24 protein-coding genes and 1 pseudogene are annotated in these 20683 nt (G+C 72.8%); 10 read left to right on the forward strand and 15 right to left on the reverse strand.

Annotated features, from left to right (window positions below; translation table 11 throughout):
* Positions 1 to 4 precede the first annotated feature (4 nt).
* The 4 genes from OG286_RS19445 to OG286_RS19460 are packed head-to-tail and all read left to right on the forward strand — an operon-like array spanning position 5 to position 4165.
* Complete coding sequence (locus OG286_RS19445) at positions 5 to 2290, forward strand: hypothetical protein (RefSeq protein ID WP_396322834.1); 2286 nt, start codon at positions 5 to 7, stop codon at positions 2288 to 2290.
* Positions 2287 to 2949, forward strand: coding sequence for a hypothetical protein (locus tag OG286_RS19450; protein WP_405360732.1), 663 nt, complete (start codon positions 2287 to 2289; stop codon positions 2947 to 2949). The genes OG286_RS19445 and OG286_RS19450 overlap by 4 nt, the downstream gene beginning before the upstream one ends.
* A complete protein-coding gene (locus OG286_RS19455; RefSeq protein ID WP_405360730.1) occupies positions 2946 to 3536 on the forward strand; it encodes a hypothetical protein in 591 nt (196 codons plus the stop codon). The genes OG286_RS19450 and OG286_RS19455 overlap by 4 nt, the downstream gene beginning before the upstream one ends.
* The gene (locus OG286_RS19460) at positions 3533 to 4165 is read left to right on the forward strand and encodes a hypothetical protein (RefSeq protein ID WP_405360728.1); all 633 of its coding nucleotides are present in this window, start codon (positions 3533 to 3535) and stop codon (positions 4163 to 4165) included. Before OG286_RS19455 ends, OG286_RS19460 begins: the two co-directional genes overlap by 4 nt.
* A gap of 353 nt (positions 4166 to 4518) precedes the next feature.
* Here OG286_RS19460 and OG286_RS19465 read toward each other — a convergent pair whose 3' ends face one another.
* From OG286_RS19465 to OG286_RS19500, 8 genes are all read right to left on the reverse strand, one after another.
* Positions 4519 to 5700, reverse strand: a complete 1182-nt coding sequence (locus OG286_RS19465; protein WP_405365610.1) for a hypothetical protein — start codon at positions 5698 to 5700, stop codon at positions 4519 to 4521.
* Positions 5697 to 6599: a hypothetical protein gene (locus tag OG286_RS19470; protein WP_405365611.1), complete on the reverse strand. Its 903-nt coding sequence runs from the start codon at positions 6597 to 6599 to the stop codon at positions 5697 to 5699. The genes OG286_RS19465 and OG286_RS19470 overlap by 4 nt, the downstream gene beginning before the upstream one ends.
* Positions 6596 to 7468, reverse strand: coding sequence for a hypothetical protein (locus tag OG286_RS19475; protein ID WP_405365612.1), 873 nt, complete (start codon positions 7466 to 7468; stop codon positions 6596 to 6598). The genes OG286_RS19470 and OG286_RS19475 overlap by 4 nt, the downstream gene beginning before the upstream one ends.
* Positions 7469 to 7520: 52 nt before the next feature.
* Positions 7521 to 8396 (reverse strand): hypothetical protein, encoded by an 876-nt coding sequence (locus OG286_RS19480; protein ID WP_405365613.1) that lies wholly within the window; start codon positions 8394 to 8396, stop codon positions 7521 to 7523.
* Between the two features lie 414 nt (positions 8397 to 8810).
* The gene (locus OG286_RS19485; RefSeq protein ID WP_396322842.1) at positions 8811 to 9443 is read right to left on the reverse strand and encodes a hypothetical protein; all 633 of its coding nucleotides are present in this window, start codon (positions 9441 to 9443) and stop codon (positions 8811 to 8813) included.
* A gap of 488 nt (positions 9444 to 9931) precedes the next feature.
* Complete coding sequence (locus OG286_RS19490; RefSeq protein ID WP_396322843.1) at positions 9932 to 10627, reverse strand: hypothetical protein; 696 nt, start codon at positions 10625 to 10627, stop codon at positions 9932 to 9934.
* A gap of 94 nt (positions 10628 to 10721) precedes the next feature.
* On the reverse strand, positions 10722 to 11576 hold the full coding sequence (locus OG286_RS19495; RefSeq protein WP_396322844.1) for a hypothetical protein: 855 nt from the start codon (positions 11574 to 11576) through the stop codon (positions 10722 to 10724).
* Complete coding sequence (locus OG286_RS19500; protein ID WP_396322845.1) at positions 11573 to 12118, reverse strand: RNA polymerase sigma factor; 546 nt, start codon at positions 12116 to 12118, stop codon at positions 11573 to 11575. The genes OG286_RS19495 and OG286_RS19500 overlap by 4 nt, the downstream gene beginning before the upstream one ends.
* 87 nt (positions 12119 to 12205) lie before the next feature.
* Between OG286_RS19500 and OG286_RS19505 the strand changes: the two genes are divergently transcribed.
* Together OG286_RS19505 and OG286_RS19510 are read left to right on the forward strand one after the other, a co-directional pair.
* Positions 12206 to 13117 (forward strand): serine/threonine-protein kinase, encoded by a 912-nt coding sequence (locus OG286_RS19505; protein ID WP_396322846.1) that lies wholly within the window; start codon positions 12206 to 12208, stop codon positions 13115 to 13117.
* Positions 13118 to 13310: 193 nt separating this feature from the next.
* Positions 13311 to 13547: pseudogene (locus tag OG286_RS19510) on the forward strand (LLM class flavin-dependent oxidoreductase); the annotation flags it as partial.
* 52 nt (positions 13548 to 13599) lie between these two features.
* On the opposite strand, the gene OG286_RS19515 reads toward OG286_RS19510, so the two are convergent.
* Both OG286_RS19515 and OG286_RS19520 read right to left on the reverse strand, forming a co-directional pair.
* Positions 13600 to 14001: a DNA-binding protein gene (locus OG286_RS19515; protein WP_405365614.1), complete on the reverse strand. Its 402-nt coding sequence runs from the start codon at positions 13999 to 14001 to the stop codon at positions 13600 to 13602.
* Positions 13998 to 14246, reverse strand: a complete 249-nt coding sequence (locus OG286_RS19520) for a hypothetical protein (RefSeq protein ID WP_396322848.1) — start codon at positions 14244 to 14246, stop codon at positions 13998 to 14000. The genes OG286_RS19515 and OG286_RS19520 overlap by 4 nt, the downstream gene beginning before the upstream one ends.
* A 62-nt stretch (positions 14247 to 14308) precedes the next feature.
* Between OG286_RS19520 and OG286_RS19525 the strand changes: the two genes are divergently transcribed.
* On the forward strand, positions 14309 to 14554 hold the full coding sequence (locus tag OG286_RS19525; RefSeq protein ID WP_405360722.1) for an LLM class flavin-dependent oxidoreductase: 246 nt from the start codon (positions 14309 to 14311) through the stop codon (positions 14552 to 14554).
* Between the two features lie 33 nt (positions 14555 to 14587).
* On the opposite strand, the gene OG286_RS19530 is transcribed toward OG286_RS19525, so the two are convergent.
* The 4 genes from OG286_RS19530 to OG286_RS19545 all read right to left on the reverse strand — a co-directional run bounded on the left by OG286_RS19530 (position 14588) and on the right by OG286_RS19545 (position 17358).
* Complete coding sequence (locus tag OG286_RS19530) at positions 14588 to 15049, reverse strand: DUF5615 family PIN-like protein (RefSeq protein WP_363581496.1); 462 nt, start codon at positions 15047 to 15049, stop codon at positions 14588 to 14590.
* Entirely contained in the window at positions 15046 to 15693 is a 648-nt protein-coding gene (locus tag OG286_RS19535; protein ID WP_035847110.1) for a DUF433 domain-containing protein, read from the reverse strand. Before OG286_RS19535 ends, OG286_RS19530 begins: the two co-directional genes overlap by 4 nt.
* A 76-nt stretch (positions 15694 to 15769) precedes the next feature.
* Positions 15770 to 17047 (reverse strand): hypothetical protein, encoded by a 1278-nt coding sequence (locus OG286_RS19540; RefSeq protein ID WP_405365615.1) that lies wholly within the window; start codon positions 17045 to 17047, stop codon positions 15770 to 15772.
* Entirely contained in the window at positions 17044 to 17358 is a 315-nt protein-coding gene (locus OG286_RS19545; RefSeq protein ID WP_328955958.1) for a hypothetical protein, read from the reverse strand. Before OG286_RS19545 ends, OG286_RS19540 begins: the two co-directional genes overlap by 4 nt.
* Before the next feature lie 80 nt (positions 17359 to 17438).
* On the opposite strand from OG286_RS19545, the gene OG286_RS19550 reads away from it, so the two are divergent.
* Complete coding sequence (locus tag OG286_RS19550; RefSeq protein WP_405360719.1) at positions 17439 to 18326, forward strand: LLM class flavin-dependent oxidoreductase; 888 nt, start codon at positions 17439 to 17441, stop codon at positions 18324 to 18326.
* A gap of 522 nt (positions 18327 to 18848) precedes the next feature.
* Here the strand turns inward: OG286_RS19550 and OG286_RS19555 are convergent.
* A complete protein-coding gene (locus tag OG286_RS19555) occupies positions 18849 to 19037 on the reverse strand; it encodes a hypothetical protein (RefSeq protein ID WP_396322864.1) in 189 nt (62 codons plus the stop codon).
* A 148-nt stretch (positions 19038 to 19185) separates the two neighbouring features.
* Here OG286_RS19555 and OG286_RS19560 point away from each other — a divergent pair, with 148 nt between their 5' ends.
* A complete protein-coding gene (locus OG286_RS19560; protein WP_396322865.1) occupies positions 19186 to 19620 on the forward strand; it encodes a hypothetical protein in 435 nt (144 codons plus the stop codon).
* An 82-nt stretch (positions 19621 to 19702) separates the two neighbouring features.
* The gene (locus OG286_RS19565; protein WP_405365616.1) at positions 19703 to 20662 is read left to right on the forward strand and encodes a hypothetical protein; all 960 of its coding nucleotides are present in this window, start codon (positions 19703 to 19705) and stop codon (positions 20660 to 20662) included.
* Positions 20663 to 20683: the final 21 nt, after the last annotated feature.

A 20683-nucleotide genomic window follows, 5' to 3' on the forward strand; every position in this document is an offset into this window, starting at 1 on the left:
ACAGATGGTCGACTTCCACGAACTGAGCACCGCAAAGCTGGACTCCCTCGGCGAGGCCGCCACCGCCTGGGAGGACGTGGTCAAGAAACTCCAGGCCATGGACCGTGACTGGGACAGCGCGGTGGTCGGCAAGGTCAACTCCGCCAACTGGAGCGGCCCCTCGGCCGACCAGGCCCGGCCCAAGATCCAGCGCGTCAACGAGCAGATCACCGCCGCCGTCACCCAGGCCACCGCCATCGCCACGGTCTTCAAGGACGCCGGCAACGACTTCCGGGCCGCCAAGGCCAAGCTGGACAAGGCCGTCGCCGACGCCAAGGGCGCCGGACTGACCGTCACCGCCGACGGCACCGTCAGCTGGCCGCCGGCCGACAACGCCACCCGGCACGACCCGGAGGCCAGCCGGGCCTACAACGACGAGTACCACACCAAGGCCGAGGTGTCGCGCAAGGCCATCGACTCGGCCGTCCAGGAGGCCACCGAGGCCGACGAGCGGGCCGCCTGGGCACTGCGCTCCGACAGCACCACCGACGAGCTGAAGTCCTTCAACGCCAAGGCCGTCGGCGCCGGCCCGGACGCGGACGGGATCCGCGCCGCCCAGCTCGCGGCCAAGGGCGGCAAGATCTCGGACGCCGAACTCACCGAGCTCAACTCGCTGTTGGCGGCCAACCAGAACGATCCGATCTTCTCCACCCGGTTCTACCAGGACCTCGGCCCCAAGGGGACGCTCCAGGCCTGGAACAACATGGTCGGCGACGAGTCGCAGTTCAACGGCGCCAGCGACGCCCGCTGGAAGCAGTACCAGGAGCTGCAGAAGAACCTCGGGCTCAACCTGGCCACCGCCACCCGCACCACCAACGTGCCCCACCTGTCCGACCAGTGGGCCGCCGACCTGCGCAAGGCCGGTGCGGAGCCGCTCTGGGACAAGCCCTACCGGCAGAGCGGCCTGGACTACGCCCCCTACGGCTACCAGGTGCTGTCCGGCATCCTGCGCACCGGCGACTACGACCCGCACTTCCTCAACCCCATCGCCGAGCACGTCACCCAGCTCGACACCGACGAGAAGTACTGGCCGGCACCGGTCTACGGCCCGCGCAGCGACCGGCGCGGCTACAACCTGCTGGGCCAGGACGGCGGTTCGGGCTTCGAGCCGACCACGGCGATCCTGGAGGCCCTGGGCCACAGCCCGGAGGCGGCCACCAAGTTCTTCCACGACGCGCCGACCGCCTACAACACCGACGGCACCGTCAACCCGAACGGCAAGGTCAAGCCGGCGGACTACCTCAACTACTTCACGCACGACAAGGAGTACACGCCGGACACCGTCTCGCAGAAGAACGACCTGCGCCAGGCCGGCATGAAGAGCGGCCCGGACGCGCTCGGCCACGCGCTGGAGGCGGCCACCACCGGCCGGCCCTACGACGACCACTCCGGCACGCCGGTCAAGCACACCGCCGACCAGGCCGACGTCATGAACAAGGTCGTCCAGACCTTCGGCACCCACGGCAACGGCGGCGTCCTCGACGAGGTCAAGGGCGAGGACGGCAAGTTCGCCCCGCTGCGGGACAGCCTCGGGCACATGTCCGCCGACTACATCGGCGACGTCCAGCGGGCGCTCTCCCCGCACAAGGACGACCTGCCGGTGAACGGCGCCGCGGCCAACCTCAAGGAGGCCCCGGTCCGCGGCCTGCTGGACGCGCTCGGCCGCGACCCGGACGCCTACGGCGCGGTGGCCAACGCCAACCAGGCCTACTCCACGGCACTGGTCCGCGGCCACATCGAGAACGGGGCCGACTTCGCCCGGCTCGAATCCGACATCGACTCCACCTCACGGGCCGGCGGCGTCATCAGCGGCATCCTCAACGAGGCCCGGATCAACGAGGTCCACCAGGAGCACGCCACCTCCGACAAGGAGTACAACGAGGCCCTGGAGAAGAACGCCGGCTACGCCCAGACGGCCTTCACCACCACCATCGGCGCCGTCACCGAGAAGGTGCCGATCGCGGGCGAGGCCGCCAACTTCCTGGTCGAGCAGATCACCGACAGCGTGGTCGAGGCCAACCAGCGGGACACCACCGAGGACGGCAACCAGGAGGGGCGCGACTTCGTCGCCGAAGGCCGGGAGGGCACGGCACTCGGCGCCAAGCAGGCCGTCCTCGATGCCGCCAACGGCACCAAGCTCAGCCCCGAGGACGTCCGCCGGCTGGCCGACAGCGCCGGCGACCGGGCCCTCGACGGATACACCGACGGCTCCGGCGGCAGCCAGAGCTCCAACGCGAAGGTATCCGGATGATGAGGGCAGCACGCCGGACGGCGGGAGCCGCGATCGCGCTGTCCGCCGTCCTCGGCCTGGCCGGGTGCGGCAGCGACGGCTCCGCAAAGGCCTCCGCCGAGAGCACGGCGTGCGACGGCGTGGTCCGCACCGACCGCGCCGGCGCGCTGCTCGACGAGGGCGCCGCCCCGGCGTTCAAGCTCGACAAGCAGCTCGACGCCGCCCAGCAGCCCGGGCTGCAGCTGCTGGACTGCACGGCCGAGGCCAAGCAGGGCATCGGACTCAGCGTCCGGCTGACCGGCAGCGAGACGCCCGGGGGCGGCCTCAAGCCGCCCGCCCCGCCGGCCGGCGAGCCGGTGTACTCGCTCGGCTTCGGCGACCACAGCACGGTCACCCGCTGGGGCGCCCGGCTGACGTTCCGGTGCGACGGCATGTACGCGAAGTCGGGCAAGTCGCTCTACTTCACCGTCCAGGCCGCCCCGTACCAGGCCTCGGGCCCGGCACCGCAGTCGCCCGCGGCACAGTGGACCGCCGAGGCCTGGGCCAGGCTCGCCACCGACAGCGCGCAGCGGGCGGCCGGCGGTCTGCTCGGCTGCTCGGCGCCGGTCGCCTGGCCGAGCGGGGAGCCGGTGCTCTCGCCGGCCACCACCGCGCCGGACCCGTCCGGGCCCTCCGGGTGACCGGGAGACCCCCCGGCGCCGCCGCCGACCCGCGGCTGCGGCGCCGTCTGCTGCTCGGCGCCCTCGGCGTGGCCGTCGTGGGCGCCGGGGCGGTCGGCTACCTGGACTGGAGCCGGCACCGGCCGGCCGAACCGGCCGGGCGGGCCGCGACGCTGTGCGACCTGCCCACCGGGGCCGGGACACCGCTCGGGCGGCTGCTGCCGGACGGCGGCCAGGAGACCGAGGAACGCGCGTTCCGCTGGGTGCTCTCCACCGAGCCGAAGGGCTGCTCGGTCCGGGTGGACGGCCGGGTGGCGCTGACCGTCCGTGCCGCGGTGCACGACGGCACCGTGGAGCAGCTTCCGGTCGGGAGCGCCCGGCCGGACGAGGTGAAGAGCTTCGACGCCGGCTCCCGCTCCGCCTCCTGGCCCTCCGGCGCGGCCGTGGCCGACTACTGCCCCGGGAAGCAACTGCCGATCCGGCACGTGGTGGTGGAGGTCGCCCCGGGCGAGGCGGCGCGGACCGGGCAGCCGGACAGCGACAGGGCGGACTTCGAGGCCGTCGCCCGGGACCTGCTCGGCGCCTACCAGAAGGCGGTGTGCGCGTGAGGACGACCCGTACCGGCGCACGGCAGGCCGGGGCCGCCGCCGGCGTCCTGGTCCTGCTCGGGAGCGGCCTGGCCGGCTGGCACGCCTACCTCGACGCCGCGACGGACCACCCGCCCGCGGTGTCGCTGACCCACGGCGAGTGCCGGGGAGCCCTCGCGGACGAGCAGGTCGGCCGGCTGCTCGGCCCGGCCCGCACGGTGCGGGTGGAGAGCGACTACTGGCCGGCGCAGGACGGCCGGCCGCCGCGGCTCCGCTGCTTCGCCGCCGGCCGGGGCGAGCACGCGCTCTCCTTCGAGGTCGAGGCGGCGCGGTCGGCCGACGACCGCGCCGACGCCGCCGCGCGGGCGCTCCCGAACGGGGCCCGCAGGTTCGACAACGGCGGGGCCGACCACCGCACGGGCGTGCTCCGGTTCGACTGCGTGGTCAAGACGCCGGGGACCGGGGAGGAGCGCACCGCCTACTACCTGGCCACGGTGAAGGCCGGCCCGCGGAACAAGCCGCCGGCCACCGGGCCCGGTGCGGAGACGATGGCCGAACTGGCCGTCGTGCTCAGCCGGCAGGCGGCGGAGCAGGTCCTGGGCTGCACCGGCCCGGTCGACTGGCCGGCCACTCCGGTGCAGTTCGCGTAGCGGACCGGCGCTTCCGGGTGGGCGGCTCTTCCGGATGAGCAACACCTTGGGGTGAGCGGCACTTTCGGGTGACGCTCTCGGGTGGGCGGCGCTTTCGGGTGACGCTCTCGGGTGGGCGGCGCTTTCGGGTGACGCTCTCGGATGGGCGGCGCTTTCGGGTGACGCTCTCGGATGGGCGGCGCTTTCGGGTGACGCCCTCGGGTGAGCGGCACTTTCGGGTGACGCCCTCGGGTGAGCGGCACTTTCGGGTGACGCCCTCGGGTGAGCGGCACTTTCGGGTGACGCCCTCGGGTGGGCGGCGCGTACTGCGCCGCCCACCCGGGAGCGGTCGGACCGGGAGGTCGGACCGGACGTCAGACCAGGAGGTCGGACTGGAGGGTGACGACCTGGCGGAAGGCGGCGGTGGGGACGCCCTTGGGGTTGGCCATGGTGACGACGCCGACGAGGTCACCGGCCGACAGGTAGGCCACCCGGCCGGTGGGGCCGGCACCGGCACCGGTGGCCGGGGTCTCGCGGGTGGCGAGGTCGACGCCGGAGACCGAGTCCCAGCCCTGGGTGGGACCGGTCCTGAGGCCGGGGATGTCCTTCGGGTCGCCGTTGGCACGGAGATCGGCGAAGACGTCCCAGGCCTCGGCGGATGCGCCGAAGGCGAGCAGGCGGACCTGTGTGCGGGTGCCGTCGGTGGCGGTCCACTCCCGGACGGTGGCGGCGCGGCAGGCGTTCTGCAGCAGCAGGGCGCGCAGCTTGGCCGGTTCCTTCTGCTCGGCGGCGAGGGCGTCGCAGGGCACCCAGTCGGCGGTGGGAGCGGCGGACGCGGAGCCGGCGGAGGCGGACCCGGCGGGCGTCGCGGACGAGGTGGCCCCCGGGCTCGCGGCGGTGGAGCCCGACGCGCCCGGCGACGCCGTCGCACTCGCCGTCGCGGTCGCGGTCGCGGGCATGGTCGGGGTCGGGAAGACCACCGGCCCGGTCGAACCGCCGGCCTCCTTGGGTGCGGGCAGGAGCAGGTACCGCAGGTCGGCGGCGTGGCGGCTCTTGCTCTCCCTGGGCGCGGCCTTGCCGGAGGGCAGCGGCGGCAGCGCCAGCGCAGGGAAGGTGTAGCGGCCGTCGTTCTCGGTGGCCAGCCCGGGGATGTCCGTGCGGTCGGGCGTCGTCACGGCCACCGCGGCCCCGGTACCGGCCAGCGCGCAGACCAGGGCGGCGACGCCCCAGCGCACGGCCGCCCGGCGCCGGCGGGTGCGGCGGGCCGCGAGCTCCTCGGGGCTCAACGGCACCGCGAACGCCTGCGGCACGGGGAACGCCTGCGGGTCGGGGGCGCCCCACGGGTCGGCGGGGTCGGTCCCGCCGGCCGCGGTGGCGGCCTCGGGCGCGGGTGGCGCGGGTGGCGCGGGTGGCGCGGGTGGCGCGGGTGGCGCGAACGCGGCCGGGGGTGCGGCCGGCGGCGTGACGGGCGGTGTGACGGGCGGTGTGACGGGCGGGCCCGCCGACTCGTCGGCGGGAGTGGCCGCGTTGTCGTGCGGGGTGGCGTGGTCGGTCATGCGGACGCTCCCGGGGTGGCGAGGCGGTCGAGCTGCTGGGTGAAGAGGGCGACGATCCTGTCCTTGGGCAGCGGCGCCACCCCCTCCGCCTCCATGACCACCAGGAGGTCGCCCTCGGCGGCCGAGCACTCCAGGTAGTCGATCGGCGCGGACGGCGGGGCGGGCATCAGGTAGCAGTGCGCCTCGGGGTGGTTCGGGATCGCGGGGCCGATGCGGAAGATCCCGGTGTCGCCCGTGAAGACGGCGGTGTACTCGTTCAGCTTCTGCACCTCCTGCTGGTTGAACTGGCGCAGCTTCATGCCGATGACCAGGTCGTCCGCCTTGGTCTTGTAGGTGCGCACCCCGGTGGCCTTGACGTGCAGGCCGTCCCAGTACTGACGGAGCTTCTCCTGCTTGTCCTTGGGGATCTGCTGGAGGCCGCTGTCCAGCTCGGCGGAGAGCTGGTCCGCGCTCAGCTCGACGTCGTTGCCGTAGCCGCCCTCGTCCGGGCCGAGCGCGTAGTCGGCCGGGACGGGCAGCAGCAGGTCACGCAGGGAACCGAAGTGGTTGCCGTTGGACTTGGCGCCGAAGGGCGTGGGGGTGGCGGACGGGGCGGGCGCGGCCGCCGGCCCGGTGGCGATGACGGGCGCCGGGTCGTCGTACTGGGTCTTGATGATGCCGACGCCGATGACCACGCCGACCAGGGCGGCCGCCACGGTCGCGCCGGTGGCGCGGAGGACGCGGCGGGAGGACGGGGCGGGGGCCGCCGGCGGCACGGGTGCCTCGACGGCGGGCGTCGCCACCGGGGCCGCGTCGGCGGGCGCCTGCTCGGGGGTCTCGGCGGCGGACGTCAGTACGGGCGCCTCGACGGCGGGTGTCTGCTCGGGGGGCGTGGCCCCGGTCACGGTGCTGTCGCTCATACCAGCCGCTCCCACTGCTGCTTGGCAATGCCCTTCACGACCTCGGGGTCCACCGACTGGGTGCCGAAGACCTTGATCTCCATCACCACCGTGCCGCGCTGCGCGAGGGCGGTGCCGAGGTAGTACTGCTCGGTGGTGTCGGCCCAGTACGAGGCCTGGCTGTCGACCTGGTAGCCGCCGTTGGCGTCGTCGGCGAACGGCTTGAGCCGGTAGCCGGACGCCCGGGACTTGGCCTCGGCGGCACGGTCGACCGAGTACTGGATGAGCGAGACCCGTACCTTCAGGCCGTCCTTCTGCCAGTCGATCTCGGCGGCGCGGCGGAACTCCTTGGAGTTCAGGCTCTTGAAGACCTCCGCCGACCGGCCGCTGTGCTCGGAGAGTTCGCCGACGGAGATCCAGCTCGGCGAGTCCGGGTAGTCGCCCCAGGCGGTGCTGCCGGTCGGGGCGGTCATCAGCAGCTTCCGCAGGTCGCCGTCGATGGCGAGCGGCTTCGGCGCGGCCGCGGCGGCGGCCGCCGCGTCCACCGGTCCGGCCGGGTAGGACGGCAGCGCGACCTGGATCGGCGGCAGCGGCGTCGGCGGGCGGCTCGCCTGGATCGCGTATCCGACGGCGCCGCCGACCACGGTGCCGAGCACCAGCCCGGACACCGCCAGCAGCACCGGCCTCGGACGGCGGGGGCGGCGCACGGGGGCGGGGGCCTCGGCGGGCGGGAAGGCAGAGGCCTCGGCCGGGACGACAGTGGGGGTCTCGGCAGCGGACGGCTCAGGGGACGGTACGGCGGCGGGCGCGGGCGGCGGGATCGCCGGCGCGGCGGGCGCGGCCGGCGGAGGCGCGTCGGCGGGCGACGGCTCCACGGATTCGGTGGTCACGGAGTGGCTCCAGAAAGGGAAAGGTGACGTCGGGCGTGAGCGGCGGCGGGACTCAGCCGCCGGAGGACAGCCACTCGCGCTGGCGCTTCATCAGCTCGCTCAGCAGTGCCTTGTCCGGAGTGCCCTTCACATCGACGTCGATCGTGTACTGCACGTCGCCCTGGCTGGAGATTCCGGTCATCGAGCCGGTGTAGGCCTGCTGCTTGGGCTTGTGCACGTAGCCGTGGGCGTTGGGGTCCCCGTCGATGGCGATCGGGTCCAGCTTCATCGTGTAGTTGCGGGCGAAGTCGCCCGCCTGCCCGGTCGATCCGAAGTGCAGCAGGGTGACCGTGACCTCGGCCTTGCCGTCGGCCGTGCGGTACGTCCGGCTGGCGGCGTCCTTGTACCCGTAGGAGCCGAGGATGCGCATGATGCCGTCCTGGTTGCCGAAGTTCGCGGCCACCTCGTCGTCGGTCATCGTCATGCCGTCGGCCGGCCCGTAGGACTCGCCGCCGTCGGGGATCGGGAGCAGGAAGTAGCGCAGGTCACCGTCGTGCTTTCCGCCGCTGACGCTGCCCTTGACGGTGCTGGCCGGCTTGGGCGCGGGCGGGGCGGTGGTCGGCGCGACGGTGGGCGTGGCCGAGGCGGCGGCGGCGGCGGCGGTGGCGGAGGCGGAGGCCGATGCGCTCGGGCTCGCACTGGGGCTGACACCGGGCGAGGCGCCGGCCGCTCCGGCGACGACGGCGGGCCGGGCGTCCGGCTTGCCGACGGCCACGGTGACGGCGGCACTGGTCGCCGTCACGGCGAGCAGGCCCGCGGTGGCCAGAGCGACGCCGACCGCGCGCGGCAGCTTCCGCGCGGGCGCGGCGCCCCCGTCGGGCGCGGGCGCCGGCACGGCTTCGGGCCCGACGGGCGCGGGCGCCGGGGCGTACGGACCGCCCTCGGCCACCGTTGCGGAAACCGCACCGGAATCGGGTGCGACATCAGTTTTCTCGAATGACGGCCCCTTTGCCGGATCAGCGGCAGGCGGCACGTTTTCGGGCGCGGACAAGGAACTCCCCCCGGGACATGTGGAATGTCGCGTACGGGCCCCTTTCAGGCCACCCCCCGTGGCTCCCAGGCCGACCGTCACGCGTCTCAGCAGGAATTATGAGAGCCGGTCCACACCAGTGCCAACAAAGTTAATCACCGCACTCCCCCGCATGATCGACTAATCGGACACGCCGTGATCGAACCGCAATGGGCGGGCCGGCTCCCCCGCCGACCCGCCCCGCGCCGCACCGGGTCACACAGCTCGCACCGCGTCGCGCCGTGCCGTGCCGGGCCGTGTTCCCGGTCCGGCTGTGGACTCCCCCGTCCCCGCTCAGGAGTGGGCGCGCTCGGTGGCCTCGACGACCTTGCCGGAGGAGTCGATCGCGATCTTGTAGTCCCCGCCCGAGCAGGGGTAGAAGCCCTTGGTGCCGGTCGGGTCGGCGAGGCACTCGCTGATGTGCTTCACGAGGTCGGCGACGTTGACGTCCTTGGGCGCCGCCAGGACCGAGTTCAGGTGCCCCTTGGCGGTGGGCGCGAACGGCGCGCTCTTGTCGGCGCCGGTCGGCTCGAAGACGACGTCGTTGACGCCGCACGCCGTCTTGGTGTCCTTGTAGACCAGCGTGGTCGCCGTCGTCCCCTTCGCCGGGTAGACCCACTTCTGGCCCGCCGGCAGCGGCGTGGCGTCACAGAACCCCTCCGGCCCGTCGCTCGCCCCGCCGGAGGGCTTGGCCGTCCCGCTGGGCTTGGCCGTCCCGCTGGGCTTGCCGGTCGCGCCACCGGTGGGCGCCGCGGTACCGGTGGCGGCCGGCGCGGTCGTCGCCGCGGCCGTGGCGGCCGGCGCGCTGCCACCCGCCTGGTCGGAGGAGTTGTCCGGCCCGCAGGCGGTGAGCCCGAGCGCGGCCGTGGCGACCAGCCCGGCGCCGAGGAGCCGCTGGGCGGTGGTCATTCCCTGGAAAGAAGACATGCTGAAGGAACCCCCGTTTAACGCATGATCAGATTGTGTGGTGCGGCGGAAAGACTAGCGCCTCCCCCGCCACCGCTCCGCCCCCCTTCGCACAACGGTCGGCGGGCGCGCCCCCAGCCGGGGCTGGGGTCCCGCCCACGGGCCACGTTCCAGGGGAACGCACGCCCAGCCCCTGACCTGGCCTCAGAGCAAGGGCAACGGACGGGCGATCGTGTCGCTTCGTCTCTCCCTGCGTCTGGCCGGACGGAACCAGGCCGCCCGGTCAGGGCCCGGGCGTGGGCCTCCGGGGGGCTGCACCGCTCCGTGATCAGTGCCCGCGGTCCGACGCCCGGTGCTCGTAGGCGGCCCGAGCCGCGTTCACGTCGTTGATGTACCGCTCTGCCCCGTCCTCGGTCGAGCCTCGTTCACCTATCGCATCCTGACCTGCGAGCCTCTTCGATGTTCGGGGCCCGCTCGGCCCGGCGGCGCGGGCGGAGCGGGGCTGCCGTTCAGGAGGAGAGGCGGTTCAGTGCTGCGGTGGCAATGCCTTCGACGTAGCTCGGGGCGTCGGTGGGCTGGCCGGTGAGCTCGACCATGGCGACCCTGGTGCCGCTGCGCAGGACCGCGACCCCGCCGCTGACGGTGCCGTCGCCGTTGTAGGCCGGGTACCAGCGGGCGGTGCCGCCGGTGACGGTCAGGGTGTGGGCCGCGCCGTAGTGCCAGTGACCGGCGGGCTCGTCCTGGCAGTCCTGAACGAGCGCGACGAGCTGCTTCTCCCAGGTGTCCGCCGCGGTCCCGGTGGGGGCGCTCGCGGCCGACTCGATCAGCATGCCGTGGGTGTCGAAGGTCCAGTTCACGGACGCGTATGCGGTGGCCGCGCCCTTGGTCAGGTCGCGCATCGTCTCCTCGCCGGAGCACGCGGACAGCGCCTGGCGTCCGGTCAGCGCAACGGTCGCGCCGACCGGGTTCATGCCCTTCTGGAAGTCCTCGCTCTGGACGAGGTCGGCGGAGCCGAGTCCGGGCGCGGCGACCGCAGCCGGGTGGGCGGCGGTGACCGGGTGGGCGGCGTAGTGCGCGGCCCCGTCGGCGGTGGCCGACTGGGTGCCGACGACGCTGGCCGTGATCAGTGCGGCGGCGAAGCAGGCCGCGGCGGCGACCCGGTTGCGGCGAACGGACTTCTGCTGGACGGTCTGGTTCTCGGTCATCTGATCCCCCTGCTGGTCGGGACGCCTGCTGCGTCCTCGTACAACCGGGGAGATGCCGCCGGAGGAGGGAAAGTTGGAGCCCTGACCGGCTGTTTCACAGCTGTGACAGAGCGGTCCTGACGACACGGTCCATCGCGGCCGTCCCCAGGCAGGCATCGACCTCCAGCACCCCGTAGTGGTTGCCGCTGCGCAGCACGGCGATGCCGCCGCAGGGCTCCTTGCCCTCGGGCGCTCTGCCGGTGATATTGAGCGATCCCTGGTAGTAGCCCATCCAGCTCGCGGTGAGGTCGGGGGCGAGCTGCAGCGTCGTGGTCCTTCCGTAGACCCAGCGCCCTGGCGGTTCCTCCTGGCAGGGCACCTCCTCCAGCAGCAGGCGTTCGGTGAAGTTCTGCGCCAGGGAAGGGCTCGGGGCCTCGGCGGCGACCTCGCGGGCGACCTGTCCGTCGCGGTCGGCGGCCACCGTGGGGTCGCCCGGGCTGGTACGGGGGCTGGTCATCAGCCCGCGGAAGTGGGCACCGCGCCCGCCCAGGGTCTGACTGAGGGTCTTCTCGCCGGTGCAGGCCGCGTTGGCGTAAGCCCCGTCGCCGTACCGGTCGGTGACGTGGATCCGCCCGATGCCGAACTCCGGGCTGAAAGCCGCGGGTTCCAGAAGGTTCGCGGTCGTCACCGGCCCGGTCGCACCGGTCGGCGCGGCGGAGCCGGAGCCGGAGGCCGAGGACGCGGGCGTCGGGACGGACCCGCCGGGCGTCGCGAGAGCGGACGCGCCCTGGGACGCCCCGCCGACCACGGCACCCGACCGCGCTGCCGGGTGCGCGGTGGCGCCGGGGGGCGGTGGCAGGACGAACCGGCCGGTCGCCAGCCCGAGCGCGGCGGCTGCCACCAGGGCGGCGAAGGCGGACCGGCGCCGGACGACGGCGTGGCCGCCGCCCGCCGCGGGACCGCCGTTCACAGACCGGTGACCAGGCGCTCGCGCATGAAGCGGCGGGCCTGGTGGATGCGGTCCTTGACCGTGCCCAACGGGGCGTCCAGCTCCTCGGCCACCTGGACGTAGGTCAGGTCGCCCAGGTCGCGCAGCACGAAGGACTCCACCAGGGTGGGGTGCTGCCGCTCCAGCGCGGCCAGCGCCTCCATCAGGTCGAGCCTGGTCCCGGCGATGACGCTGGTGGTGCGCGGGTCGACGGACTCGGGGAGGTCGGCGTGGCTGTCCTCGGCGCGCCGGCGCATCGAGCGGTAGGCGGACCGGGCGGCGTTCGAGGCGATCACCGTCACCCAGCCCAGGAAGGAGCCGCGGCCGCCGTACTCGCCCAGGTGCGTGCTGATGGACAGTAGCGCGTCCTGCGCGGCCTCCTCCGCGTCGGCGTGGTGGGGCAGGAAGCGCGAGCAGCGGCGCAGCACCACCGGCCGCAGCTTGGCCAGCAGGTGCTCCATCGACCCCGGCTCCCCCGCCTGAGCAGCCGCCACGAGCCGTTCCAGCTCGCCTTCCTCGAACACCCGGTTCCCCCCGTTTCGTCCCGCCTGGCATCCCACCCGCCGAACGGGAGTTCCGCACTCCCCCCGACTCCGGCAGAATGCTGCCACATGCGCAAGCTCGGCCGTTACCTCCTCCTGGAGCGGCTCGGAGCCGGCTCCTTCGCGACGGTCTGGAAGGCCTACGATCCGGAGCTCGACACCGAGGTCGCGGTGAAGGTGCTGGCCGAGAACTGGGCCGCCAACGCCGATGTGCGCGAGCGGTTCCTGGCAGAGGCGAGGCTGCTGCGCCGGATCGCCAGCCCGCGGGTGGTCCGGGTGCACGACGTCGGGGTGCAGGAGGACCGGCCCTTCTTCGTCATGGACTACGTACGCGGCGGCACCCTGGCGGACCGGGTCGGGCAGTGCGACCCGCAGGAGGCGCTGCGGCTGGCCGCGGAGGCGGGCTACGCGGTCCAGGTCCTGCACGAGGCGGGCGTGGTGCACCGCGACGTCAAGCCGTCCAACCTGCTGCTCGCCACCGGACCTGCGCCCGCCGCGGTGCTGGTGGCCGATCTGGGCAGCGCGAAGCAACTGGCCGACGCATCCGGGCTGACGGTGACCACGGGCACGCCCGCGTACATGGCACCGGAACAGGCCTTCCAGACCGGCGGGTTCGACGGAAGGGCCGACGTGTACGCGCTGGCCGTCGTGGCCTACGAGCTGCTGACCGGGCAGAAGCCGTTCGGCCCGGGCGGACGCGCCGCAGCCCTGATGACCGACCAGCCGACCGCCTCGACGCTGCCGGCGCTCCCAGCCGGAGCGGAGCTCCCACCGCACGTCGCCGTGCTGCTACGGGCCGCGATGTCCGTCGAGCCCGCGGACCGACCGCCGACCGCCCAGGCCTTCGCAGACGCGCTGCTGGCTCCGGCCCCGCAGTCCCAGCCCCTGGAAGGCCCCGGGTGGCTGACCCCGCGCGCGGTCTGTCTGGCGTCGGGCACGGTGTTCACGGCGACGACCCTGCTGAGCTGGCTGCAGCGTTGAATCCGACGGGGAGCCGGTCCGCACCGGCGGTCGTGTCCCAGAGAGGAATCCGGCCGCAACCCGGGAAGGATCATCCCGGCCCTCTTCGTCACCGGACGGGCGGACCGAAGCGCCCTTCACAGAACGTGCTCGGACAGAGCGGTCGTCAAGTCAGAGGGCGCTGACCGCCGACGGCTACCGTGGGGTCGAGAGCATGCGACTGAGTACGGTGATCCTCCCCATCCACCGGTGGGCCGAGGGGCAGAAGATCTGGCGGCGGGCCGAGGACCTCGGGCTCCACGCCGCCTACACCTACGACCACCTGTCGTGGCGGTCGTTCCGGGACGAGCCGTGGTTCGGGGCGGTGCCGACGCTCACCGCGGCGGCGACGGCGTCCGAGCGGATCCGGCTCGGGACGCTGGTGACCTCGGTCAATCCTCTTTCACCCATCGCATGCTGACCTGCGGGAACACCAATCGGGAGAGTTCGAGTCCCGCCCGGGCTCAGATTGCGATGAGCTGTACGCGGGTGCCGCAGAGCTTGGCCAGGTCGTCGACGTCCGAGGTGATCACGGCCACCGGCCCCGGCTGCCGCAGCGCCATCTCTGCCACAGTCGCGTCGATCGCGTACTTGTGCCCGTGCAGTCCGGCCTGCTTCAGCAGCCCGGCCGAGGCCCTTGCGGCCTGATCGGTGACCGCCTCGACCTTGACTCGGGAGAGTGTCCAGTCCAACCGGGCTTCGTTCACACGGGCGTGCGCGACTTCCACGATCGTGTTCGCGCCGACCACGAAGTCGGCTCCCATGGCGTGGAAGACCTGAAGCATCGCCAACACGCCGCGGTCCTGTCTGATCCACGAGGACAGTCCCTCGGAGTCCAACACGACCGTCTCGAAGCGTTCGGTCACGCGGCGCTCGCCGAACCCGCCGACCCGGCGGAGCCGAAGATCCTGGCGTGCGCCTCAGACAGTTCCTCATCGGTGAACGCACCCTGCTCATCCTGGTGGCGGCGAAGATCGTCCGCGAGCAGTTGGTGCCGAATCTGGCGGGCCACTGCCTCCGCGACATACCCGGAGACGTTGTCGGTGAGCTTTCTGAGCTCGTCCACCTGTTCCGTCGGGAGAGTGACGGTGATGCGCGTGGTCGCTGCCATGAAAAGAGCATACTCCGGTATGCACCATAGTGGCAGGCTGTTCGGGACATAGGGTCGAGTTCATGCGACTGAGCACGGTGATCCTCCCCATCCACCGGTGGAGCGAGGGGCAGAAGATCTGGCGGCGGGCCGAGGACCTCGGCTTCCACGCCGCCTACACCTACGACCACCTGTCCTGGCGGTCCTTCCGGGACGAGCCGTGGTTCGGGGCCGTGCCGACCCTCACCGCCGCCGCCACGGCGACCGAGCGGATCCGCCTCGGCACCCTCGTCACCTCGGTCAATCCTTTTTCACCTACCGCATCCTGACCTGCGATGTTCCGCCGGTTCACCCTGATGCCACTACCCCTGTGAGTCGGCGGGCCAGAACTTGGGCGGGGCGCTGGCAGGATCGACGATCCGCAAGCGGCTCTGTTGGGATGGGTCGACCGCATTCAGCGAGATCAGGCGCTGGCTGTCCGCCTGGTCGAGTTCGGCCAAGGCATGGGGCAGGCCGGCGCACACAGTGGCGATAGCTGCACCGAGACCCACCAACCCGCCGTGCTTGTGATTCTGGCGGTACTCGATGCGATGCAGGCCCGACTCTGCGATGGCGACTACTTCGAGCGGGCGGCTCAGTTGCTTCGTGTCGTTCGTGACAACGATCTGAAAGCCGTCCGCTGCCGCACGCGCATAGAGGTCGACGTCCCTGGTTCCCGCCCAGCCGCTGAGTTCGGCTACGTGCTCGACGACGTGGTGCTTCAGGAGGAGCCGCACGATCCGCGCCATGGGAAGCGGCACATTCTCGTCGAGCAGCAGCTTCAAGACGCCGCCTGCCGGATTTCCGCATCCTCGTAACTGTCGACATAGTCGGCGAAGTCCGCAGCGTCGCGTGCTGCCTCTGCTGTGACGCCCGGGTAGTAGTCGCCGATCTGCTCAGGTGGCACGCCGTCCCGTAGGAGAGCGGCGACCTCTGTCGCCGGGATGCGTGTCCCTTCGACGACGGGCTCGCCGCCTCGCACGGCAGGGTCGATAGACACGTGCGGCCGGGGTTCAAGAAGGTCCGGGATGCGTCGACCCCCACGATAGAAGGGTGCGAGCACGTCCACCATGTCGTGGATGACGACATTGCCCTTGCTCCGCACGAGGTCCACTGCGTGGTCCGGGTCTGCCAGGTAGATCGTGTCACCGCCCGCGACCAGCCGGTAGGCCGAGAGGTGTTCCCGTTCGTCGAGGCCCTCGCGTAGCGTGCTCAGTGCCCGCCTGATCTTCTGGAGGGACGCCTCCTCGCGAAGACGGACACAGGCTCGGAGAGCGACCACGTCGCGAAAGGAGTAGAGGATCGGACGGGACGCCGAGATCTCCGGCACAAGGACAGCGCCGCGCTCGCCGGTGGCCCGCCGCCAGTGCGACAGCTGCCGCAGAGTTGCACCGGACAACGCGGCAGCCAGTTTGGGCTCGTACGACATGCGGCACCTCCTCGGCTCCAGACGACGATCCGACGCTACTTCATCGTCCCGTACGGGCATCAGGCTCGCCAGCATTTCACCCGGATGAGGCCGCCGAGACGCGCCGCGCTCTCGTGAGCTTTCGCCGTTGGTTGCCGGCCGTGAGCTCGCTCAGTCGCTCGCCGATCACGGATACGCCCGGTCGGGGCTCCTGCGCGTAGGACCAGGGCTTGCGCCGGCGCAGCAGCTCCTCACCGTGCTCGGCCCAGGTGAATCCGGGCTTCCGCAGCAGCTTCCGGAACACCGCGTCGACCGTCTCCGGGTAGGCGGCGGCCAGGCGGCGGATCGGCAGCGGCGCGATCGACTCCTCGCGCAGGTATGCGCGCAGCGCGTCCTGGTAATGCCTGCGGCCAGCGAGGGTCGGGTCTGCGAAGAGATCCCGCAGCATCCCGTAGTCAGCGTAGAAGTTGAGTCCGTCGACCTCGTCGTAGATGACGCCGATGGTGTCCGAGTCCGCGAGGGCCTGCGGCAGTTCGAAGGCCGGGAAAGCCAGGCCGGGCAGCTGCCTGCCCCGGGCCCGATCGGGCCGCTCGGCGGCGGCGGCCTCCTGCCGGTGCCGGTAGTAGGCGTTGAGCCGGTCCTCGGCTTCGGCAGGGTGGAGGACCAGTTCGTCGCTGCCGCAAAACTGGATGAATGCGGCCCGGTCCTCCCGCATCGACTCCCATCCCTGCACGATCTTCTCGGGGTTACGGAAGACCAGTTCAGGGTGGCTGGTGGCCAGCTGGAGTGCGGCCCGGGCGATCTCGCCGGCGCTGGATTTCGGGTAGGACGACATCGCACCTGAGATCAGCCACGCCCCCTCGGCCGAGTGGACGGGCACCAGGCAGGCGAGGAGAAATCCCCCGGCGGACACTCCGCGAAAGGCCGCCCGCCCGACGTTCGAGTACGTTCGGTACTCCAGGTCGTCGACCAAGTTCAGCAGGACGACGGCGTCCCCGTCCTTGCGTTGGATCTCGAAGATGCCTTCGATGGGGGCACGCCAGCCGAGCAGCATCGCCCGATCGGCTTCGGTCAGGTCCCGCCGCCCGGCGACGAACCGGTCCACCACGGTCGAACCGTCCGGCAAGCGGTACCGCAGGATGAAATGGTCGGTGATCCGGATTGCCTCACCCTCATCCAGCAGCCGCTCAGGGCCCGCGCCCTCCAGCAGGAGGGGAGTCAACCACCGGTCGAAGCGCGCGCTCTGCGCGAAGGCGACGAGTTCGCCCTTCAGTTCGGAACATCGCTCGATCAGGCCTCGCAACGACGCCTCGTCCTGGCTCCGTACAACAGCAGTCATGCGAGCCCTCTCGGTCTTGAAGGTGCCGACGCTCACTGCGCCCAGTAGTAGCGATATGCCTCGACCCACTCCGCTCCGGCCGGAGCCGGGTCCGGCAGTGGAAGGTCCAGCAGCCCGATCGTCTGCCGGAATCCGTCACGGGTGCACAGGGCGACGATCCTTCCGTCCCGCGACAGGTCGACGCCGCGCACGGTCACCTCGACGCCCAGCACCAAAGTGCCGAACGGCACCGCCAGGTTCTCCTGGACGGCGGTGAACAGAGCCGACACCTGCTCGTGCTCGTCGTAGGTGTCGACCGTCGCCTCATCGACCAACGCGGCCAGTTCTCGCCTGCTCAACGTGCCCATGGCGCCACGCTAGCCGACCTGCCCGTGCCGTCTCACGGACGGTTCGAAGCACCGCCGATTTGCGCGCGTATCGTCGCTGCATGCGCTTGAGTACCGTTATCCTCCCCATCCACCGGTGGAGCGAGGGGCAGAAGATCTGGCGGCGGGCCGAGGACCTCGGCTTCCACGCCGCGTACACCTACGACCACCTCTCCTGGCGGTCGTTCCGGGACGAGCCGTGGTTCGGGGCGGTTCCGACCCTCACCGCCGCCGCCACGGCGACCGAGCGGATCCGCCTCGGCACCCTCGTCACCTCGCCGAACTTCCGCCACCCGGTGACGTTGGCGAAGGAGCTGGTCACGCTGGACGACGTCTCGGGCGGGCGGGTGACGCTGGGGATCGGGGCCGGCGGGACGGGGTTCGACGCGACGGCGATGGGGCAGGAGGCGTGGTCGCCCAAGAAGCGGGCGGACCGGTTCGGGGAGTTCCTGCCGCTGCTGGACGAGCTGCTGCGCAACGACGCCACGACGCGCGAGGGGACGTACTACTCGGCGGTCGAGGCGCGGAACATCCCGGGCTGCGTCCAGCAGCCGCGGGTGCCGTTCTACGTCGCCGCGACCGGGCCGCGCGGGCTGCGGCTGGCGGCGGAGTACGGGCAGGGCTGGGTCACCTACGGCGACCCGCGCGGGCCGGCTGACGTCCCGGTCGAGCAGGCGCCCGCGGTGATCGCGGCGCAGCTGGCGAAGCTGGCGACGGCCTGTGAGGCCACCGGCCGGGACGTCGGCGAGCTGGAGAAGGTGCTGCTCCAGGGTTCGACGGCGGAGAAGCCGCTGCAGTCGCTGGACGCCTTCGTGGACTGGGCGGGCACCTACCAGGAGCTCGGCATCACCGAGCTGGTGATCCACTGGCCCGTGCCGGGCTCGATCTTCGAGAACGACCTCGCCGTCTTCGAGAGGATCGCCACCGAGGGCCTGGTCCAGCTGTCCTGACCGACCGCGCGGAAGGAGCGCTCACCCGCCGGGTGGGCGCTCCTTCCGCGTGTCCGCCCGCAGGGCCGCCGGCGCGGCCGCCGATCCTGCCGCCGACCTGTGCGGAGATGGGGCGGGTGCGATGGCCCCGGCCAGATCGTGGCCGCGGGGCTGACCGAGCACCTGGAGCAACTGGCCGCCGCACCGCCGGAATTCGGCACTCGGGCCGGTCGGCGTAGACGGTTTATGCCATGGCATAAACCGTCTACCCCGGAATCAGTACGACAAATTGCCCTCGGACTGGCCCCATCGGTTCGAACACAGGCGATGTCCGCGCAGGTCAGGACCGGATGGACGGAAGAGGACGACCCGAGATCATCGAGTCGCCCGGGAGGTGAATCCCCGGCCGCCCGGGGCCGGGACCGTCCACGCCGGCGCGCCGGCGCACGACGGAACGCACCGGACGGGCTACGGCAACGGGCGGCCGCCCGTGGACGCGCGCACCACAGCGGCCGCCGGCGGCAGCCCGCCGGACGGCCGCCGTTACGGGTGGGGGCGGGTGCGCTGGGTGGGGAAGGGCGGGGGCGCGGTGGCGCGGCGGCGGGCGATCTCGGCGAGGGTGTCGACGATGATGTCGCCGATCAGGACGGGATCGCGCCGGGTGTCCGGCGTCCACGGCCGGTCCGGGGCGGTGGTCGGTGGGCGCTCGTCTTCGAGGTGGCGAGGTGGCATGGCTCTTCCTGCCGACGGGGTGGCCGTAAGCGGTCATGCCCATCCGCGCCGGCAGGGACACCCCGGGCGGGGCCGAATCGGCCGGAAACCTCGGCCCGGGGGCCGAAACGTACGCGATCCCATACGGGTTGGGGGTATTGTCGGCCGGGTGACGGCCGGCGGGCGGCGGGGTGTGCGGCAGAACGGCGGGCGGGCGACCGCCCGGCTGCTGCTGCTCTGCGCGCTGCTGGCCGGACTGTTCCTGATGCACGGCTCGCCGACCTCGGCCGGCGGCTGCCACGAGCCGGAGCCCTCCGCGGCGGTCGCGGCGCCCGTCCTGGTGCAGCACCACGGCGGGCCGGACACCGGCCCGAGCCTGGCCGGACCGCGGACGCACGGCGGCGACCGGCCGGCCGTCTCCTGCGTGTCGGCCCGGGACCGGGACGGTGCCCAGCTGCCCGCGCCCGGCCCGCAGGCCCTCGCGCCGGCCGCCCTCCCGCTCGCCGCCCTCGCCGGACCGCACCGCCGGCCGGCCGGCGGCCCGCGGGCACCGCCCGCCGCCGGGCGGCACCTGCTGCTCCGGGTGTGCGTCGCACGGACGTGACCGGGCCCGCGCCGGAGCTCCCCGCGAAGGGAGTCCGGGCGCGCCGCGTCCTGCCCGCACACACCGGAAGCGAACCCACCAGATGTCCCTCCCCACCCGTACCCGCCACCGCGCCCTGGCGCTCGCCGCCCTCTCCCTCACCCTGGCCGCCTGCGGTTCCGACGCGATGAGCGGGATGGACCACGGCGCGAGCCCGGCGGCGGCCACGTCGCCCGCCGGCACCGCCCCCGGCGGCCACCAGGGCCACCGGATGCCCGGTGCCGACGCCGCCGGCACCCCTGCCTCCGACGCCCCTGCCGCCGGCACGCCCGCCGGCACCGCCCCCGGGCTCTCCGCCGAGCGGAACGGCTACCGGCTCACCGGCGCCACCGGGACGCTCACCGCCGGCGCCCCCGCCGAGTACCGGTTCGCCGTCACCGGCCCGGACGGCAAGCCGGTCACCGCGTTCCTGACCGACCAGACCAAGCGGATGCACTTCTACGCGATCCGCTCCGACCTGACCGGCTTCCAGCACCTGCACCCCGAGATGGCCGCCGACGGCACCTGGACCGCCCCGCTGGCCGCGCTCACCGCCGGCACCTGGCGCCTCTACGCCTCGTTCGTCCCGGACAGCGGCGCCGGCCGGGGCACCGGCCTGGTGCTCAGCCGGACGGTGACCGTCCCCGGCGAGGGAGCGGCGGCCGCCGCCGAGCTGCCCGCCCCGACCGGCACCGCGACCGTGGACGGGTACACCGTGACGGTCGCGGGCACCCCGGTCGCCGGGAAGGCGGGCGAGCTGGAGGTCACCGTCAGCAAGGACGGCAAGCCGGCCACCGACCTCCAGCCCTACCTGGAGACCTTCGCCCACCTCACCGCCTTCCACGCCGGCGACCAGGCGTTCGCCCACCTCCACCCGGAGGCGAAGGCCGAGGCGGGCGGCGCCGGCGGACCGACCCTGGCGTTCCACGCCGAGCTGCCGGCGGCCGGGGACTGGCGGCTGTTCCTGCAGTTCCAGACGGGCGGGCAGCTGCACACCGTCGGTCTGACCCTCAGGGCCGGCTGAACCCGTCCGCGCCGGGAGGTC

Origin of the sequence: Kitasatospora sp. NBC_00039 (assembly GCF_045160625.1) — a bacterium.
Classification (GTDB): Bacteria; Actinomycetota; Actinomycetes; order Streptomycetales; family Streptomycetaceae; genus Kitasatospora.

Excerpts from the sequence above, each read along its gene's own strand:
- OG286_RS19445 (WP_396322834.1), top strand. The coding sequence starts at position 5 with ATGGTCGACTTCCACGAACTGAGCACCGCAAAGCTGGACTCCCTCGGC.
- OG286_RS19450 (WP_405360732.1), top strand. The coding sequence starts at position 2,287 with ATGATGAGGGCAGCACGCCGGACGGCGGGAGCCGCGATCGCGCTGTCC.
- OG286_RS19465 (WP_405365610.1), bottom strand. The coding sequence starts at position 5,700 with ATGACCGACCACGCCACCCCGCACGACAACGCGGCCACTCCCGCCGAC.
- OG286_RS19470 (WP_405365611.1), bottom strand. The coding sequence starts at position 6,599 with ATGAGCGACAGCACCGTGACCGGGGCCACGCCCCCCGAGCAGACACCC.
- OG286_RS19485 (WP_396322842.1), bottom strand. The coding sequence starts at position 9,443 with ATGTCTTCTTTCCAGGGAATGACCACCGCCCAGCGGCTCCTCGGCGCC.
- OG286_RS19490 (WP_396322843.1), bottom strand. The coding sequence starts at position 10,627 with ATGACCGAGAACCAGACCGTCCAGCAGAAGTCCGTTCGCCGCAACCGG.
- OG286_RS19505 (WP_396322846.1), top strand. The coding sequence starts at position 12,206 with ATGCGCAAGCTCGGCCGTTACCTCCTCCTGGAGCGGCTCGGAGCCGGC.
- OG286_RS19520 (WP_396322848.1), bottom strand. The coding sequence starts at position 14,246 with ATGGCAGCGACCACGCGCATCACCGTCACTCTCCCGACGGAACAGGTG.
- OG286_RS19525 (WP_405360722.1), top strand. The coding sequence starts at position 14,309 with ATGCGACTGAGCACGGTGATCCTCCCCATCCACCGGTGGAGCGAGGGG.
- OG286_RS19535 (WP_035847110.1), bottom strand. The coding sequence starts at position 15,693 with ATGTCGTACGAGCCCAAACTGGCTGCCGCGTTGTCCGGTGCAACTCTG.
- OG286_RS19545 (WP_328955958.1), bottom strand. The coding sequence starts at position 17,358 with ATGGGCACGTTGAGCAGGCGAGAACTGGCCGCGTTGGTCGATGAGGCG.
- OG286_RS19550 (WP_405360719.1), top strand. The coding sequence starts at position 17,439 with ATGCGCTTGAGTACCGTTATCCTCCCCATCCACCGGTGGAGCGAGGGG.
- OG286_RS19555 (WP_396322864.1), bottom strand. The coding sequence starts at position 19,037 with ATGCCACCTCGCCACCTCGAAGACGAGCGCCCACCGACCACCGCCCCG.
- OG286_RS19565 (WP_405365616.1), top strand. The coding sequence starts at position 19,703 with ATGTCCCTCCCCACCCGTACCCGCCACCGCGCCCTGGCGCTCGCCGCC.